Here is a 14,989-nt window from a genome sequence, read left to right on the forward strand (position 1 = left end):
CTGACTTCCCCGAACGCCTTCCCCGTCCAGCCGCTCAGCCCCCTCGACGGCCGTTACCGTCCTGCCGTCGCTCCGCTCGGCGACTACCTCTCCGAGTCCGGACTGAACCGCGCCCGCGTCGAGGTCGAGGTCGAGTGGCTGATCGCGCTGACCGACCGTTCGCTGTTCGAGACGTCGCCGCTCTCCGACGACGTCAAGGAGCAGCTGCGCGGCCTCTACCGCGACTTCGGCCAGGCCGAGATCGACTGGCTGGCCGAGAAGGAGGCGGTCACCCGCCACGATGTGAAGGCCGTCGAGTATCTCGTGCGCGACCGGCTTTCGGCTCTGGGCCTGGACGCCATCGCCGAACTCACGCACTTCGCCTGCACGAGCGAGGACATCAACTCGGTCTCGTACGCGCTGACCGTCAAGCGCGCGGTCGAGAACGTCTGGCTGCCGGCACTGGATGCCGTGATCGCGAAGCTCCGTGAACTCGGCGTGGAGCACGCGGATGCCGCGATGCTCTCCCGCACGCACGGCCAGCCCGCGACCCCGTCGACCATGGGCAAGGAGCTCGCGGTGTTCGCGTGGCGTCTGGAGCGCGTGCGCGCCCAGATCGCGGCATCCGACTACCTCGCGAAGTTCTCGGGCGCGACCGGAACCTGGTCGGCGCACCTGTCGGCCGACCCTTCCGTGGATTGGCCCCAGGTCGCCCGCGAGTACGTCGAGGGCCTGGGGCTGGGCTTCAACGTGCTCACGACGCAGATCGAGTCGCACGACTGGCAGGTCGAGCTGTACGACCGCGTGCGTCACGTCGGCGGCATCCTGCACAACCTCGCCACCGACGTCTGGACCTACATCTCGATCGGCTACTTCACGCAGATCCCGGTCGCGGGCGCCACCGGCTCGTCGACGATGCCGCACAAGATCAACCCGATCCGGTTCGAGAACGCCGAGGCGAACCTCGAGCTCTCGGCGGCCCTGCTCGGCTCGCTGTCGCAGACGCTGGTCACCTCGCGCTTGCAGCGCGACCTCACCGACTCGACCACGCAGCGCAACATCGGCGTCGCGTTCGGGCACTCGCTGCTCGCGCTCGACAACCTGCGCCGCGGTCTCGGCGAGATCTCCCTCGCCCGCGAGGTGCTGCTGGACGACCTGGACCACAACTGGGAGGTCCTCGCGGAGGCCATCCAGACCGTCATCCGTGCCGAGGTGGTGGCCGGTCGTTCGACGATCAGCGATCCGTACGCGCTGCTGAAGGAGCTCACTCGCGGTCACCGCGTGGGCGCAGCGGAGCTGGCGGAGTTCGTCGAGGGCCTCGAGATCGGGGATGCCGCGAAGCGGCGTCTGCTCGCCCTCACCCCCGCGACGTACACGGGCCTCGCCGAGCGTCTCGCGCAGTAGCTCCCCGCGCCGCGTCGGCCGCGCCCGGCCGCGCTTCGGGCCTCGGCCGCGCTTCGAAAGAAGACTTTCGGGGCTGCCGACGCGGAGATAGCCCCGAAAGTCTTCTTTCGAGGCCGGGAATCGGCGGTCAGGCGGGGTCTGGGCCGGTGGCGTCGCGGCCGCTCGCCTCGGGGCCGGTGGCGGGGGCATCAGCGTCCTCGTCGAACAGCACCGGTCGGTCGAGGGTCTGCTCCTCGTACTGACGCGGGTCGACGGCGAGGATGAGCATCGAGAGGATCAGCAGCGTCACGATGAACGCACCGCCGCCGATCACGAGCCCGAGGCCGACCGGGGTCAGTCCCTGGTAGGTGCCGCTGGCGATCGCGTTGTTGACGCGTGCGGTGAACGCACCGGTCGAGACGAGGGTGACGACGGCGGCGAAGATGCCGGCCGCCAGCGCGATCCCGAGCAGGTGCAGCGGGCGCAGCAGTTCGCGGCGGGTGGACTTCTTGTCGCTCATGCGGCGCCTCCCGCCGTGGTCGAATCCTGCGCCGGCACGCTGCGGCGCGGTGAGAAACCGGCGATCGCGAGGAAGACCGCGACGATCGCGGAGTATCCGCCGAACATGCCGACGGCGAGGATGATCCCGGTGAGGGTCAGCTCCCCGGCCCCCGGAACCACGTACTGCAGCGCGTAGTTCGCCGGGATGAGCAGGAGCACGACGGCGAGCACGAGGCCGAGCGCGCCGACGACGATCGCGTCCTTCGCGGCGGGCTCGGTGCGGCGCTCGCGGAGGCCGGCGATGAGCTCGACGAGACCGGATGCCGCCGCCCAGATGATCAGGACGATGAAGAACGCCGAGTCGGTGCGCCACGTCGGGATGCCGCTGACGATCGCCGCGGCGAGATCGATCGCGGCGAGCAGGATGAACGGCCACCGGTGGCCGGCGGATGCCACCACCCATGCGCCGAGGATGAGGATGAACCCGCTCGCGGCGACGAAGCCGCCGAACACTGAGAAGCCGATCGCTGCTGAGTGATCGGGCGAGAAGGTGATCATGAGCGCCGCGGCCGCCGCGAACAGCGCGCGCAGCAACTGGATGTGGCGCACGGTGAACGTGCGAGCAGGGGCAGACATGACGAATCCTCGGTCGGAGTGGTCTCTCCAGTCTACGCGGGGGCGAACGGCGGACGCTGACGCGGGGCTCGGGATCCTCCCCAGATCGACTCCGAGCCCCGCGACGCACGCAGGAGGCACTGCGTCGGCCGAGTCGTGCGCAGAATCTCACCCCAGCTGCGACGATCCGTCCACTCGACCGTCGACGGGTGCCTCGGGCCCGCGGCGCCCTCTTCTGGTCGTATGCTCGACAGTACTTCGTCGTTCGTCACATACCCCGGGGAGGGCTGTGATGCCAGCGCAGGATCCTGCCACCAACGGTTCGCGTGCCGATTTCTCCGCGACGCTGCGCGCGGCGATCGACGCACGAGAGGTCACCCTGACGTGGCTGCGCGAGCGTCTCGCCGCGAACGGGAACCCCGTCTCGGGGGCCACGCTCAGTTACTGGCGTTCGGGTGCGCGGCGTCCCGAGGGTCCGCAGTCGCTCGCCGCGGTAGAACAGCTCGAGTCGCTGCTGCGTCTCGAGACGGGCGCACTGCTTTCGCTGATCGGCCCGACCCAGCGGGTAGGTCCGCTGGGCACCCCGCAGTACCCGCTCGAGCAGGCGCGCCTGGAGAAGGCGGTCGCGGAGACGTTCATCGCTCTCGGGTCGCCCGTTATGGATCCAGGACGCGACGTTTCGACGCACGCCGTGACCGAGGTCGGTGCGGACGGCTTCGTGATCTCGCGCACCACCCGCACGATCCTCCAATCCACCTCCGGCACCATCACGCACGTTCCCTACCTCGACCTCACGCCCGACCAGCCGGTTCCCGCACCGACGTTCACGATGTTGTCGGGCGGTCGCATCGCGCGGCGGCACTCGCATCCCACCGGCCAGGTGCACGGCGTGATGATCGAGCTCGAGCGCCCCCTCGGCCCGGCGCAGACCACGATGATCGAGTGGAAGCTCGAGTTCCCTCCCGAGTATCCCGGCATGCGCGAGACAGGTCACGGCGTCGCGCGCAACGCTCGCGACGTGCTGTTGTGGACCCGGTTCCATCCCGACGCCCTGCCGGCCTGGATCGAGGCGGTGGAGGAGACGCCGGACGGCACGGAGGTCGCGGATCAGTACCTCGACGGCGCCACCGCCATCCACGAGGTCCGCCGCAACTGGGGACCGGGGATGCTGCTGCACCGCTGGGGCTACGACGACCGGGACTGAGTGCTCACTCCCCCGTCGCGACCGGCCGGCCCGGGGTGTTTGACCACTGACTCCACGAGCCGTGGAACAGCTTCGCGTCGATGCCGATCTCGGCGAGCACCAGCGCCGTGTGCGCGGCGGTGATGCCCGACCCGCAGTACGCGCCGACCGCGACGCCGTCCGTGACACCCCGTTCGGCGAACGTGCGGCGCAGGGCGTCCGGCTCGCGCAGCATCCCGCGCTCATCCACGTGCACGGTCGTCGGCAGATTGACGGCGCCGGGGATATGGCCGGCGATCGGATCCATCGGCTCGACCTCGCCGCGGAAGCGCTCCGGTGCGCGCCCGCCGTTACGTCAACGTCGACACCGAGCGCCGGAAGCGGCTTGCCGGTTGCCATGCCTGTTACTTGGTTGTATTCTGCAGAGCAGAGTTGAGTTCTTTTGAAAGTGAGAGACTGGCAATGACCGCACCCACGATCTACGACGAAGTACGCAATGGCATGCTTCCCGCCCACATTTACAACGACGCGGAAATCTTCGAACTCGAGAAGAAGAACCTCTTCAGCCGCGCGTGGTTGTTCGTCGGCCACGAATCCGAGATTCCGCAACCTGGAGATTACGTCGTGCGGAAGGTGCTGGACGACTCCTTCATCGTTGTGCGCGACGAGAAGGGCGAGATCCGAGCTCATTTCAACATGTGCCTGCACCGGGGCATGCAAGTATGTCGAGCTGAAATGGGCAACGCCTCGCACTTTCGCTGCCCGTATCACGGCTGGTCCTACCGCAACGACGGCCGCATCGTCGGGCTGCCATTCCACCAAGAGGCATACGGCGGCGAAGAGGGCTTCAGCCGCAAGGGCGCCAGGCTGCTCCCGGCCCCGAACCTCGACACTTACAACGGTCTCATCTTCATCAGCATGGATCCGGACGCACCCAGCCTCGTCGACTACCTCGGCGACTTCACCTTCTTCCTCGACTACTACACGAAGCAGTCCGAGGCGGGCATCGAACTGCGCGGACCGCAGCGCTGGCGCGTGAACGCTAACTGGAAGATCGGCGCGGAGAACTTCGCCGGCGACATGTACCACACGCCTCAGACCCACACCTCGGTCGTGGAGATCGGCCTGTTCCGTGAGCCGAAGGCCGAGAAGCGCAAAGACGGCAACACTTACTGGGCGGGCAACGGAGGAGGCACGACCTACAAGCTGCCGCCGGGGACCCTCGAAGAGCGCTTGCGCTACGTCGGTTACCCCGACGAGATGATCGAGCGAATGAAAAACACGTGGTCGCAGCAGCAGCTCGATGTAATCGGCGACAACGGCTTCATGATCTCTGCGGCGTCGATCTTCCCGAACATGAGCTTGGTGCACAACTGGCCGAAGGTCGAAGAGGGCGATGACGTCCTGCCCTTCATCTCGATCCGCACCTGGCAGCCGATCAGTGAGAACGAAACCGAGGTCTACTCATGGTTCGCCGTCGCAGCGGATGCCCCCGAAGAGTACAAGGAGCTCAGCTACAAGGCATACCTTATGTGCTTCGGTTCCACCGGCATGTTCGAGCAGGACGATGTGGAGAACTGGGTTTCGCTCACCAACACCGCCAAAGGCGCGATGGCACGTCGACTTCTGCTCAATAGCCGGATGGGCATGCTCAAGGACGGTACTCCGGTGGTTCCGGCTCTCGGTGTCGACGACTGGTCAGGTCCTGGTGTCGCCCACGTCGGATACGGCGAGTACAACCAGCGTCACCTTCTCGAGCGCTGGGCTGACTACGTCGAAGACGATGCACCCGAACCGGAGCGTCCGGTCGGCCTCGGCGCGGTACGGCTCACCCCCTCGGCTGCGGCTGCGGCAGCCGCAGCGGGGGAATGCACCGCCGGAGACGCTTGCGAGCCCGAAGCGACGGAGAAGAAGGAAGTGTCGGAATGACCCTCATCGGAGCAGACCTGTCTGCACAGTCCATCCTGCACCGCGGCGCGACTCAGGCACGGAAGGCCGGCGCCTCGCTGCGATTCGACGACGAGCGCCACCTCGACCTGTCGCGGTGGCTCGTCGAAGAGGCGTACATCCTCGATGACCAGCGCTACGAGGAGTGGCTCGACTCCATCGCCGAGGACGTCCACTATCTGATGCCCGTTCGCGTCACCACGGCACTGGGGGCGGGGTACACGACTTCTCCAGGAATGGCGCATTGGGATGAGAACAAGTACTCCCTCGGCCGACGGGTGGCGCGCTTTCTCACGGAGCACGCGTGGACCGAAGACCCGCCCTCACGTCTGCGTCACTTCGTGACCAACGTTCGGACTTTCGAGACCGATGTCCCCGATGAGCTGATCGTTGATTCTGCAGTACTGCTGTTCCGCAGTCGCGGAGATACGAATCCCGCCTCAACGATTTCCGCGCAGCGGGAAGACGTGTTCAGGAAGACCGACACCGGCTACGTGCTCGCCCGGCGAGTCATCCTGATCGACGAGTCAGTGCTGCGCACACAGAACCTGGCGATCTTCCTATGACTCTCGAGTGGGAAGGCGAAGACATCGACCGCGCGGCGGCGCGCCGGTCATACGAAGAACACGAGCGCCTGCTGGCCCGCTCGATCGGCGCGCCCTTGACCATCGCGAACGAGTTCAGCGAGATCAGGGTCTCCCACGTCGAGACCCGCAACGGTGCGCGCCTGCTGATCGAGTCGCCGAAATCGGGCCAGTGGATCGCCCTCGACCCCCTGGAACTCGAGGCACTCACCTGGCAGACGACGCAGACCTTCACCGCGATGATCGCTTCGCCATATGAACCGATGTTCCCGGAGCCCGCGCTGTCGACGATGGAACCAGAGGAGTCACGATGACCGTAGTAGTAAAGGCGGACTTCGCTGCCTGCCAGGGATATGCGAACTGCGTGGTCGGGGCATCCGACTATTTCGACATCGATGACGACGGCATCGTCGTGCTCTTGAAGACCGACGTCCCGGAGTCCGAGATTCAGAGAGTGAAGGATGCCGCGCACAGCTGCCCTGTCTCGGCTCTGAAGGTGGTCGAAGAATGACCCGCACCGTCATCGTGGGCGGCTCGGTCGGCGGGGTGAAGGCCGCGCAAGCCCTGCGGTCAGGTGACTTCGACGGCGAGATCGTCATCGTCGAGCAGGAGAACCTCGCGTACCCGTATGACAAGCCACCGCTCTCGAAAGCACATCTGGTATCCGACACCGGCACCGATGGCGTCCCGCTGGTTTCCGAAGACGAGCTCTCGGCCCTCGGCGTGACCTGGCGCAGCGGGACGGCCGCGTCGGGCCTCGAGATCGCCTCTAAGGAGATCGTCCTGGCCGACGGTGAGCGCCTCTCGTACGACGATCTGATCATTGCGACGGGGGCTCGTGCGCGACCATCACCATGGGGCGATGGACCGCGGATCCATCTTCTGCGCACGAGCGCGGACGCCGCCCGGCTGCGTGCCGTCCTGCACGCGACGCGCCGCCTCGTCGTGGTCGGCGGCGGCTTCATCGGCGCAGAGGTCGCCGCAACCGCACGGAGCATCGGCGCAGAGGTGACCATCGTCGACCCGCATCCCGCCCCCATGTCACGCGCTCTCAACGAGGAGATCGGTCAGATCTTCGCAGACAAGCATGCTGCTGAGGGCGTGAAAATGCTCTTCGCTACCGGCGTCGAGGGCATCGAGGACGACGGAACGAGAGCGCTCGTCTCGCTCTCGAACGGCGAGCGGATCGAGGCGGACGCGGTACTGGTCGGCATCGGTGCGGTCGTGAACACCGAATGGCTGGAGGATTCCGGGTTGGTGATCGACAACGGCGTCGTCACAGACGATCATCTCCGTGCCGTCGGAGCCGACGATATTCATGTCATCGGAGATGTCTGCCGCTGGCAACACTCTGATGGCACAGGAAGCACCCGTCTGGAGCATTGGACCAGCGCCGCCGACCAGGCGCGGCTTGTCGCACACAACGTTCTCTCTCCCGAGAACGCGCGCTCGTACGATCCGGTCGAGTACGTCTGGAGTGACCAGTACGACTGGAGAATCCAGATCGTCGGCCGCACCGGTGTCACCGATTCGCAGCTGCTCGGGGATCCCGCCGACGACAGGTTCGCCGTCGCGTATTCGGAGGACGGGGTGCATCTCACGGGCGCAGTCGTCGTGAACTGGCCACGAGCGCTGATCTCGGCTCGCCGCGCAGTCCAGAACCATGAAAACGCTGCCGAGTTCAGGGCGTCGCTGGAAAGAATGCTCGCTGTTCCGGTGGCGTCCGCGCTATGAGAGTGCGGTGCGCTCGTATCTCGGGCGCACCGCACCGGGTCACTGCATCGCTTCGCCGTGGGAGCGGATTTCAGACGCGAGCCGCTCACCCAGTCGTCGTTCCGTCGATGCCTTCATCCGATGTGCAGGAACCGAGACGTTGATGGCAAGGCGCATCGGCAGCGCCCCGGGCGGGAACGCTACGGCGACTGATCGCACGCCTTCTTCGCTCTCCTCATTGCTGGTCGCGTAACCGCGGTCGCGCACTTCGTCGAGACTGCGTTCGAACTCCGTGCGGGTGGCGATCGAATTCTCAGTGAGGACATCGAGCCGTTCGAATGGGAGGATGCTGCGCAACTCCGCCGACGAGACACCCGCCAGGATCGCCTTCCCTGACGACGTGCAGTTTGCCGGCATCACCTGCCCCAGACGAGATGCGACGCGCACGGCCTGAGGGCTCTCAATCGCATCGAGGAATCTCACCATCGCACCGTCGAGTGCGACGACGTGAACAGTCTCGCGGAATTCCTGGTTCACCCGGGCGAGAAGGGGATGCAACGCCTCACGGACGTCGAAGCGCTGCAAGATCGCGAACGAGACGGTCGACAGTGCAGTGCCAGCGCGGTATGCCTTCGATGAAGCATCCTGTCGAACGAAACCACGGTATTGCAGCATCGCGAGCAGCCGATGCGCGGTCGACGACGCGACCCCGAGCGCCTCGGCAACTTCCGTCAGCCGCAGTTCCGCACGCGTACCGAGAAGATGAATGATCTTCAGCGCATTGTCGACCGATTCGATCGGGTACTGGGGCGCAGGCCCCGTCGCGGGCAGGTCCAGGGATCCGCTCTTATTCACGCCTCAATGCTAACGGTGGGCAGATCGACGCTGGGCAACTGCGGTCCGCAACCGGAGCATGACCGGAAGACCGACCCAGACCACGAACACGACGCTCACGACCGATGACACAATGACCCCCACCGGTTGAGGAATGTCAGGAAACCGTGGCAGGACGAGGAGGTTCATCACCAACGCTGCGGGAAGCAGCGACACCCAGACCATCACGGCGAGTTCCCACCGAGCCGGGGACGAGGCGGCGCGATCCCCCGTCATGTCAGCTCGTCACGGCGCCGGGCGGCACGGGATCGTCGAGGACGACACCGCGCAGGCGCGCAAGTTCATGCCGCCATGCGAACCCCGTATTGAATCCTGCACCGAGATCAGGGAGTTCGCTCATGTCGGCTGCAGGAAGATCCTGCAGAGTGCCACCGGCTCCGACGATTTGCAGCGACAACGCGGCCAGGATATCGACGCTGATCGCCTGGAGGACTGCCTGTTCGACTGACGGCGCGGCGCTGGTGATGCCGTGGCCGCGCAGCAGCACGATGGGGCGATCGCCCATCGCGTCGACCATCTCCTGCGCGAGACGACGATCGCGGACGAGCACGCCTCGACGGTATACGGGAACGCCGCCAGCGGCGAGCCGCGCACCGGGAATATCGAACGCTCCCACGATCGGCCGGATCTGGAGGCCGGCAAGATCCGCCGCGACTGTCCGCGCAGGGTGCGCATGCACGACCGCGCGAACGTCTGTCCGGCTGCGCAGCACCTCTGCATGCAACGGAAGCTCGTTCGGCACCGCCCAGCCGTCGAGCTCACCACGGGCGCCTTCTTCGCCATCCAGATGAACGAGCCGGATGTCGTCAGGGGTTGTGTATCCGAGACCCTGTTCGTGCGCCCCCCTGCATCGCACGAGAACCAGATCGTCGTCCACGAGGAGGCTGATATGGCCGAGGATTCCGTCGGCAAGACCGCGACCTGCGAGAACCCGGCACGCCCCTGAGATGAGTTCCCGCTCTTCGGAGAAGGCTCTGATGCTCATGCTTTGATCCCCATTCCGCCATCGGTGTGGATGACATCGCCCGAGACACCGCGCGAGCGATCTGACGCGAGAAAGACGTAGCTCCACGCATGATCTGCTCCCGACAGCGCCACTTGAAGCGGTACCCGCGCAGCGATATCCGCCTCACGGTTCGAGGCATGCCCGAGGCTTCTGTCACCGAGACCGAGCGCACCGGCTCCGCGCAGATCCGTCCCGACTGTTCCACCGGGCGCCACGCCGTTCACTCGCACGTCAGGAGCCAGTTCGTGGCCGAGCGCGGTGACGAGACCTCGGACGGCGAACTTGCTCGGCACATACAGCACGCCCCCTCTGCCCGGGTAATACGCCGAGGTCGATTCGGTGAGTACGATGCAGCCGCGGGAATCACGCAGCGCCGGCAGCGCCGCTTTCACGAGATGCAGATGGCTCTTGACGTTGACGGTGAACAACTCGTCGAACGCATCATCGATCTGCCCGGCATCGATGTCGCCGATCCCACGGTAGAAGTCGAAGATTCCCACACAGCTGACCACAACGTCGAGGCCGCCGAACTCGTCAACTGCCGTCCGCACCACGAGTTCGTTCGCTTCCCGAGTGGTCGCATCGCCCTCGACCACGACGACTTCGGGGCGGCTCGAACGCAGAGCCTGCACCTTCGCTGGATCGCGTTCCAGTACCGCCACTTGGGCGCCCTCGTCAAGGAACGCATCCACGACCGCGCGGCCGATCCCGGAGCCGGCCCCGGCGATGAGGGTGCGCTTTCCCGTCAGCCATCCCTGCTCAGACAATGACCTGCTCCTGCGACTCAGGAGCGAAGAGCTCCTCGGGCGTATAGCGCTTCGGCGCCAGCCCCTGTTCGTGCGAATAGCGCAGGAACGTATCGAGTACGTGGCGATTGCGCTCGATCCCGTAAGGCCACCAATCGTCACCGAGTGCCTCCCGCGTGCGCTCCGCCTCCGCCCAGAGCCATGGCAGGGCGAACCGCAGCGCGGCAGTCTCGTCGATGCCGGCGAGACCCACCTGCTTCGACAACTCCGCGGCTTTCATCAGCTCCCGCGGAAGCCATCGATGCTGCTCGTAGACGTCCCGGCGTATGACGAGGGTGTGCATGATCGGAAAGATCCCGGTGTCGGCGAAATAGTCGCGTTCCGTCTGCTCCGTATCTGTGAACAGTCGGCGAATGCCGCCGTGTCCGGAGGCGTTGTAGGGTCCAGGGTTGCGTGCGCTGTACAGGGCGTCGATCTCGCCGTCCAACAGCATCTGCGAAAGCGTCTGTTCGTCGCCGATCGGGGTCACCGAGACGCCCTCGGGCAGATCCAGCGCGATCTTCTCGTACCGCCCGGGCTCATCGAGTCCTCCCGTGCGGTATGACACAGCGGACACCGGAAGGTCATGATGCTCCGCGAGAATGCCCCTGATCCATACCGCAGCCGTGATCTGATACTCCGGAACGCCGATGACAGCCCCGGCGAGCGCAGATGCCTCGGTCACGGACGAATCCTCGCGTACGTATACGCCGCTGTGGCGGAAGGAGCGCGAGGGGAACACCGGTATCGCGACGAACGGCGCTCCTCGCGAGAGACTCAGCGTGTACGAGGACAGCGACATCTCGGCGATGTCGAACTCACGGAACCGTGCCATTCGGAAGAAGGTCTCCTCAACCGGCAGATCGAGGAAGTTGATCTCCGCATCTCCCAGACGCACAGCGCCTCGACGCAAGAGGTCCATCCGATCGTATGCCTGGCACGCCATCGTGAAAGTCAAAGCCACGACTCATTCCCCCTTTCGAGTCGGCAGTTGGCGGACGAGATAGTCCCAGACGCTGGCAACTGCCGCATCGTGATAGATGTGCTCGCGTTTGGCGAGGGATTCCTCGGGCGGTGACCAGGTCGGCCATCCGCCGCCCGTCGCGGTGAGCAGCTGCTGCTGGCATGCGCGTTCCAGAACGACCGCCGCGACTGTCGCTTCCTTGACATCGCGACCAACGGTCACGATCCCGTGATTGACGAGGAAGAGAGCGTTTCGATCGCCGAGCGACTGCGCCACTGCGGCCCCGAGCTCACGGGTCAGAATGAGGTCGGCTGTCCGGGTGAAGCGCGGAACGCCTGGAGGAGTGAAGAGGTTCGCGGCGTGGCTGACCGCTTTGAGTTCCTGCCCGAGCGCTGCCAGAGCCACCGCGTGCGGTGGGTGGGTGTGCACCACGGCACCGACATCGGGCCGGGCCGCCATGATCTCGGTGTGGATCGCGCATTCGCTGTGCGGCTGGCCATCGCCCATGACGAGCGCGCCGTCTTCGTCCACAAGATGGACTCGTTCGGCGGTGACTTCGTCGAGCCCCCAGCCGGCGGCTTTGATCCAGACGCCTTTTCCCTCGGGGTCGCGCACCGACGTGTGCCCCCAGATGAGATCGCCGTGTCCCGCCGCGGCGAGGATCCGTGACGACAACGCGACCTGATGCTTCAATTCTTCATGCATAGTGAGCTCTTTCGTTTCGGTTCTGTACACGAGTCCGATCACAGAGAGGTCGGCAGGATGAACACGAGCCAGGTGAGGATCGGCGCGGAGACGATCATCGCCGCGCCCCACACGAGCATGAACCGGAACAACTGAGGTCGCTCCTCTTCCGGAGCGGTCGACAGAGTGAGCGCTCCGACCGAAGAGAACGGCATCGCGTCGACGACTGTCGCAGAAATGCAAAGCCCCACCAGAACCCAGGTCGCGTCGATGCCTCCTGTAGCGATGAACGGCACAGCCAGCGGGACGAGCACGCTGATCAGCCCCGCGCTGGATCCGAAAGCGCTGGTCACGGCGCCGACGAAGAAGAGGACGAGAACCGTCAGGAGCGGGACGCCCATTCCTGCGATCCCTTCGCCCAGCCATTCGATGGTGCCGAGGCGCTGAAGCAGAGCGACAAGCGTGGTGATTCCGCAGATGAGCAGCACGACGGACCAGACGATCTTCTTCTCTGCTCCATCGAACCGCTTCCCGAAGATCGTGTGCAGCAGGGCTGCCGCCGTAAGCGCGACGAAACCGAGGTCGAAGTCCAGAACCAGTGCGGCGATTGCGACGCCGATGATGACGATGAGGGTTGCGACCTGGTCGATGCGAATCGACGTCTTCGGGTGGCCGATCAGTTCGGTGTATCCGCCCGCACTGAAACCCGCGGACGCAGAACCCGCGGCACTCCCCTGCCCGTTGCCCGCCGCCGACGCCGCGACCGCCGCCCCCACCGTCGCGAGCGCACGCTGACCACGCTCGGCGCGCTGAGTGCGCTCTGACCGCTGGGCTCGGCCCTGCGCGATAAGGCGACGGCCGCCGAACCCGAAGTAGATGATGACGCCGAGGCCGACGTTGTACGCCAGGTTTCCCAGGAACAGGGCCGTTCCCGACACCTCGAGACCGTTCTGCTCCGCAGCGGAGAGAGCGATGATCGCGAGACCGTTGATGGGCGAGAAGTTGCCCGAGCAGGATCCGTGCATGACCATCAGGGCCGACATCCGACGGCTGAGCCCGTACTTCTCGCCGAGGCGGAGGCACAGAGGAGCGAGCATCGCGACACCAGCGGGGCCGAGCGCGCCCGCCATTGTCGGGACAGCAGAGAAGATGAAGATCAACCACGGAACCAGCGCCGGCCGATCTCCGAAGGCGCGCACCGCGCGCTCCACCAGCCACTCCAGCGTGCCGTTGGTCGCGGCGAGCCCGAACAGATAGGTGACTCCGACGAGAAGGATCAGAACGTCGGCCGGGAATCCGAGGAGAAGTTCATCGACGGACTCACCGCCCAGAGTGATCCCCAGCAAGAACGTCGCGACCAAAGCGAATACGCCGATGTTCACCGGACGAGCCGTGCCGAGCACAAAGACAACTGCTAAAACGATGACGCCGATGAGATGAATACTCACGGTGGTCCTCTCCCCGCACAACGACGTGCGCATCTATCACGATAAGTCCTCTGTTGTGCAGAACATACTTCTGCACTCGGCGTCGCGTGTCAACCCTCAAGGAGCCACGGCGCTAATGTGGTATTTTTCTGTTGCACAGAATAGGGTTCTTTGATGATACTCTCACGACCCGGCGCTTGAGTTCATGCGCACGCTCGCGATCGATGTAGTGACGGCGCTCTACGCGCTCGCCCTCGCGACCGCAACGGTGATGCTCACGTTCGTTGCGTTGGACGAAGGACTTTCGCTCGCGGTGATCGCATCGCTCAGCGCAGCATCGGCTGCGACTCAGTTCGTGTCACGTTCGCTCGTCAACCACCTCTTCAGGATCGCCACCGATCGATCGATCATGGCGGGCTCGCTCATGGTCCTGGCTCTGTCGATGCTCGCCGTGCTCGTCATTCCAGGATTGATCGGCCTCCTCGTCGCGCAACTGCTCCAAGGGATCTCGCGAGCGGGGTTCTGGAGCGGTTCTCAAGTTCATGTCCTTCGCCTCGGGCCGCGCCCAGAACGACGAATGGCTCGGAATCAGTTCCTGTCTAATGGCCTTGCCATCCTCGGCCCGATTCTCGCGGGAGTGATGGCCACGGGAGAACCTCGGCTCGCCGCCGCTGTCATCGCTGCGATCGCAATCGTCGGCGCCTCCGAATGCCTCCTGCTCACACGCCTCCCGTTATTCGAGCGAGTTCCGAAGACAACCGACAACAAGCTCTGGCGTTATCACGGAATGCGAGTCGGTGCTTTCGGCACGCTGGCGGCGGGCTCGTTCAACGCAGTGCTCACCACCTTCGTATCGATCATGTTCGGGGATGCGGGCTGGGCAGAACCGCGCACGGGGTTGCTCATCGGTGCAGCGAACGCAGGTCTGTTGGTCGGCTCTCTTGCGGCCGGCGCGATCGCGGCCGCGTTCTTCTCTCGAACGGTGACGATCGCAACGCTGGCGACGGCAACCGGCATAGCTTCCCTCGCTTGCCTGCCGTCGCTCGAGGCCGTCTCCGTCAGCGGTGTCATCGTCGCAGGCGTAGGCTCGGGGGTCATCTTGACACTCGGACCGACACTCGTCGGCACGACCGTTCCGGAGGCATTACGAGGCAGCTCGGTGGTTTTCGCAGGCGTGTTCCGTGCTGGGGCGCTCTTCCTGACACCGCTGGCGGTCTCAGCAGCAGGCTTAGTCATGCCCATGCCCCTCGCCATGCTCCTCATCGGCGTTCTCGCAGGATCGCCCGGTGCGGTCGTGATCGCGCGTCGCGGCACTCACGAGTGA

General features: G+C 65.3%; 17 protein-coding genes. 8 read left to right on the top strand and 9 right to left on the bottom strand.

Translation table 11 applies throughout. From position 1 onward, the window contains the following. Positions 1-1,383 carry an adenylosuccinate lyase gene (purB, locus tag AB0269_RS09550; RefSeq protein ID WP_366211457.1) on the top strand — a complete coding sequence of 461 codons (1,383 nt, stop codon included), beginning with the start codon at positions 1-3 and terminating at the stop codon, positions 1,381-1,383. Between the two features lie 127 nt (positions 1,384-1,510). Here purB and AB0269_RS09555 read toward each other — a convergent pair whose 3' ends face one another. Both AB0269_RS09555 and AB0269_RS09560 read right to left on the bottom strand, forming a co-directional pair. Further along, positions 1,511-1,882, bottom strand: a complete 372-nt coding sequence (locus AB0269_RS09555; RefSeq protein WP_366210970.1) for a hypothetical protein — start codon at positions 1,880-1,882, stop codon at positions 1,511-1,513. Then, on the bottom strand, positions 1,879-2,499 hold the full coding sequence (locus tag AB0269_RS09560; RefSeq protein ID WP_366210971.1) for an acyl-CoA synthetase: 621 nt from the start codon (positions 2,497-2,499) through the stop codon (positions 1,879-1,881). Before AB0269_RS09560 ends, AB0269_RS09555 begins: the two co-directional genes overlap by 4 nt. A 271-nt stretch (positions 2,500-2,770) precedes the next feature. Between AB0269_RS09560 and AB0269_RS09565 the strand changes: the two genes are divergently transcribed. Further along, positions 2,771-3,682 (top strand): hypothetical protein, encoded by a 912-nt coding sequence (locus AB0269_RS09565; RefSeq protein WP_366210972.1) that lies wholly within the window; start codon positions 2,771-2,773, stop codon positions 3,680-3,682. A gap of 4 nt (positions 3,683-3,686) precedes the next feature. Here the strand turns inward: AB0269_RS09565 and AB0269_RS09570 are convergent, their stop codons facing one another. Next, positions 3,687-3,968 carry a rhodanese-like domain-containing protein gene (locus tag AB0269_RS09570; protein ID WP_366210973.1) on the bottom strand — a complete coding sequence of 94 codons (282 nt, stop codon included), beginning with the start codon at positions 3,966-3,968 and terminating at the stop codon, positions 3,687-3,689. A 155-nt stretch (positions 3,969-4,123) separates the two neighbouring features. Between AB0269_RS09570 and AB0269_RS09575 the strand changes: the two genes are divergently transcribed. Genes AB0269_RS09575 through AB0269_RS09595 form a run of 5 tightly spaced genes read left to right on the top strand, consistent with a single transcriptional unit; the run spans position 4,124 to position 7,926 of the window. Next, positions 4,124-5,590 carry a Rieske 2Fe-2S domain-containing protein gene (locus AB0269_RS09575; protein ID WP_366210974.1) on the top strand — a complete coding sequence of 489 codons (1,467 nt, stop codon included), beginning with the start codon at positions 4,124-4,126 and terminating at the stop codon, positions 5,588-5,590. Continuing rightward, positions 5,587-6,174 carry a 3-phenylpropionate/cinnamic acid dioxygenase subunit beta gene (locus AB0269_RS09580; RefSeq protein WP_366210975.1) on the top strand — a complete coding sequence of 196 codons (588 nt, stop codon included), beginning with the start codon at positions 5,587-5,589 and terminating at the stop codon, positions 6,172-6,174. The genes AB0269_RS09575 and AB0269_RS09580 overlap by 4 nt, the downstream gene beginning before the upstream one ends. Next, the gene (locus AB0269_RS09585) at positions 6,171-6,506 is read left to right on the top strand and encodes a hypothetical protein (protein ID WP_366210976.1); all 336 of its coding nucleotides are present in this window, start codon (positions 6,171-6,173) and stop codon (positions 6,504-6,506) included. The genes AB0269_RS09580 and AB0269_RS09585 overlap by 4 nt, the downstream gene beginning before the upstream one ends. Further along, positions 6,503-6,703, top strand: coding sequence for a ferredoxin (locus AB0269_RS09590; protein ID WP_366210977.1), 201 nt, complete (start codon positions 6,503-6,505; stop codon positions 6,701-6,703). Before AB0269_RS09585 ends, AB0269_RS09590 begins: the two co-directional genes overlap by 4 nt. Then, positions 6,700-7,926, top strand: a complete 1,227-nt coding sequence (locus AB0269_RS09595; RefSeq protein WP_366210978.1) for an FAD-dependent oxidoreductase — start codon at positions 6,700-6,702, stop codon at positions 7,924-7,926. Before AB0269_RS09590 ends, AB0269_RS09595 begins: the two co-directional genes overlap by 4 nt. Positions 7,927-7,965: 39 nt before the next feature. Here the strand turns inward: AB0269_RS09595 and AB0269_RS09600 are convergent, their stop codons facing one another. The 6 genes from AB0269_RS09600 to AB0269_RS09625 form a co-directional block, all read right to left on the bottom strand. Next, positions 7,966-8,760, bottom strand: coding sequence for an IclR family transcriptional regulator (locus tag AB0269_RS09600; RefSeq protein WP_366210979.1), 795 nt, complete (start codon positions 8,758-8,760; stop codon positions 7,966-7,968). Between the two features lie 256 nt (positions 8,761-9,016). After that, complete coding sequence (locus tag AB0269_RS09605; RefSeq protein ID WP_366211458.1) at positions 9,017-9,784, bottom strand: class II aldolase/adducin family protein; 768 nt, start codon at positions 9,782-9,784, stop codon at positions 9,017-9,019. Continuing rightward, complete coding sequence (hcaB, locus tag AB0269_RS09610) at positions 9,781-10,572, bottom strand: 3-(cis-5,6-dihydroxycyclohexa-1,3-dien-1-yl)propanoate dehydrogenase (protein WP_366210980.1); 792 nt, start codon at positions 10,570-10,572, stop codon at positions 9,781-9,783. Before hcaB ends, AB0269_RS09605 begins: the two co-directional genes overlap by 4 nt. After that, positions 10,565-11,275: a hypothetical protein gene (locus AB0269_RS09615; RefSeq protein ID WP_366210981.1), complete on the bottom strand. Its 711-nt coding sequence runs from the start codon at positions 11,273-11,275 to the stop codon at positions 10,565-10,567. The genes hcaB and AB0269_RS09615 overlap by 8 nt, the downstream gene beginning before the upstream one ends. A 282-nt stretch (positions 11,276-11,557) precedes the next feature. After that, positions 11,558-12,259, bottom strand: coding sequence for a class II aldolase/adducin family protein (locus AB0269_RS09620; RefSeq protein WP_366210982.1), 702 nt, complete (start codon positions 12,257-12,259; stop codon positions 11,558-11,560). A gap of 38 nt (positions 12,260-12,297) precedes the next feature. Beyond that, complete coding sequence (locus tag AB0269_RS09625; RefSeq protein WP_366210983.1) at positions 12,298-13,686, bottom strand: SLC13 family permease; 1,389 nt, start codon at positions 13,684-13,686, stop codon at positions 12,298-12,300. 184 nt (positions 13,687-13,870) lie between these two features. On the opposite strand from AB0269_RS09625, the gene AB0269_RS09630 reads away from it, so the two are divergent. After that, on the top strand, positions 13,871-14,989 hold the full coding sequence (locus AB0269_RS09630; protein ID WP_366210984.1) for an MFS transporter: 1,119 nt from the start codon (positions 13,871-13,873) through the stop codon (positions 14,987-14,989).

This window comes from Microbacterium sp. NPDC077644, from assembly GCF_040702785.1.
Taxonomy (GTDB): domain Bacteria; phylum Actinomycetota; class Actinomycetes; order Actinomycetales; family Microbacteriaceae; genus Microbacterium.

Coding starts and splice junctions, on each gene's coding strand:
- AB0269_RS09555 (WP_366210970.1), bottom strand. CDS start 1,882: ATGAGCGACAAGAAGTCCACCCGCCGCGAACTGCTGCGCCCGCTGCAC.
- AB0269_RS09560 (WP_366210971.1), bottom strand. CDS start 2,499: ATGTCTGCCCCTGCTCGCACGTTCACCGTGCGCCACATCCAGTTGCTG.
- AB0269_RS09565 (WP_366210972.1), top strand. CDS start 2,771: ATGCCAGCGCAGGATCCTGCCACCAACGGTTCGCGTGCCGATTTCTCC.
- AB0269_RS09570 (WP_366210973.1), bottom strand. CDS start 3,968: ATGGATCCGATCGCCGGCCATATCCCCGGCGCCGTCAATCTGCCGACG.
- AB0269_RS09575 (WP_366210974.1), top strand. CDS start 4,124: ATGACCGCACCCACGATCTACGACGAAGTACGCAATGGCATGCTTCCC.
- AB0269_RS09580 (WP_366210975.1), top strand. CDS start 5,587: ATGACCCTCATCGGAGCAGACCTGTCTGCACAGTCCATCCTGCACCGC.
- AB0269_RS09585 (WP_366210976.1), top strand. CDS start 6,171: ATGACTCTCGAGTGGGAAGGCGAAGACATCGACCGCGCGGCGGCGCGC.
- AB0269_RS09590 (WP_366210977.1), top strand. CDS start 6,503: ATGACCGTAGTAGTAAAGGCGGACTTCGCTGCCTGCCAGGGATATGCG.
- AB0269_RS09595 (WP_366210978.1), top strand. CDS start 6,700: ATGACCCGCACCGTCATCGTGGGCGGCTCGGTCGGCGGGGTGAAGGCC.
- AB0269_RS09605 (WP_366211458.1), bottom strand. CDS start 9,784: ATGAGCATCAGAGCCTTCTCCGAAGAGCGGGAACTCATCTCAGGGGCG.
- AB0269_RS09620 (WP_366210982.1), bottom strand. CDS start 12,259: ATGCATGAAGAATTGAAGCATCAGGTCGCGTTGTCGTCACGGATCCTC.
- AB0269_RS09630 (WP_366210984.1), top strand. CDS start 13,871: ATGCGCACGCTCGCGATCGATGTAGTGACGGCGCTCTACGCGCTCGCC.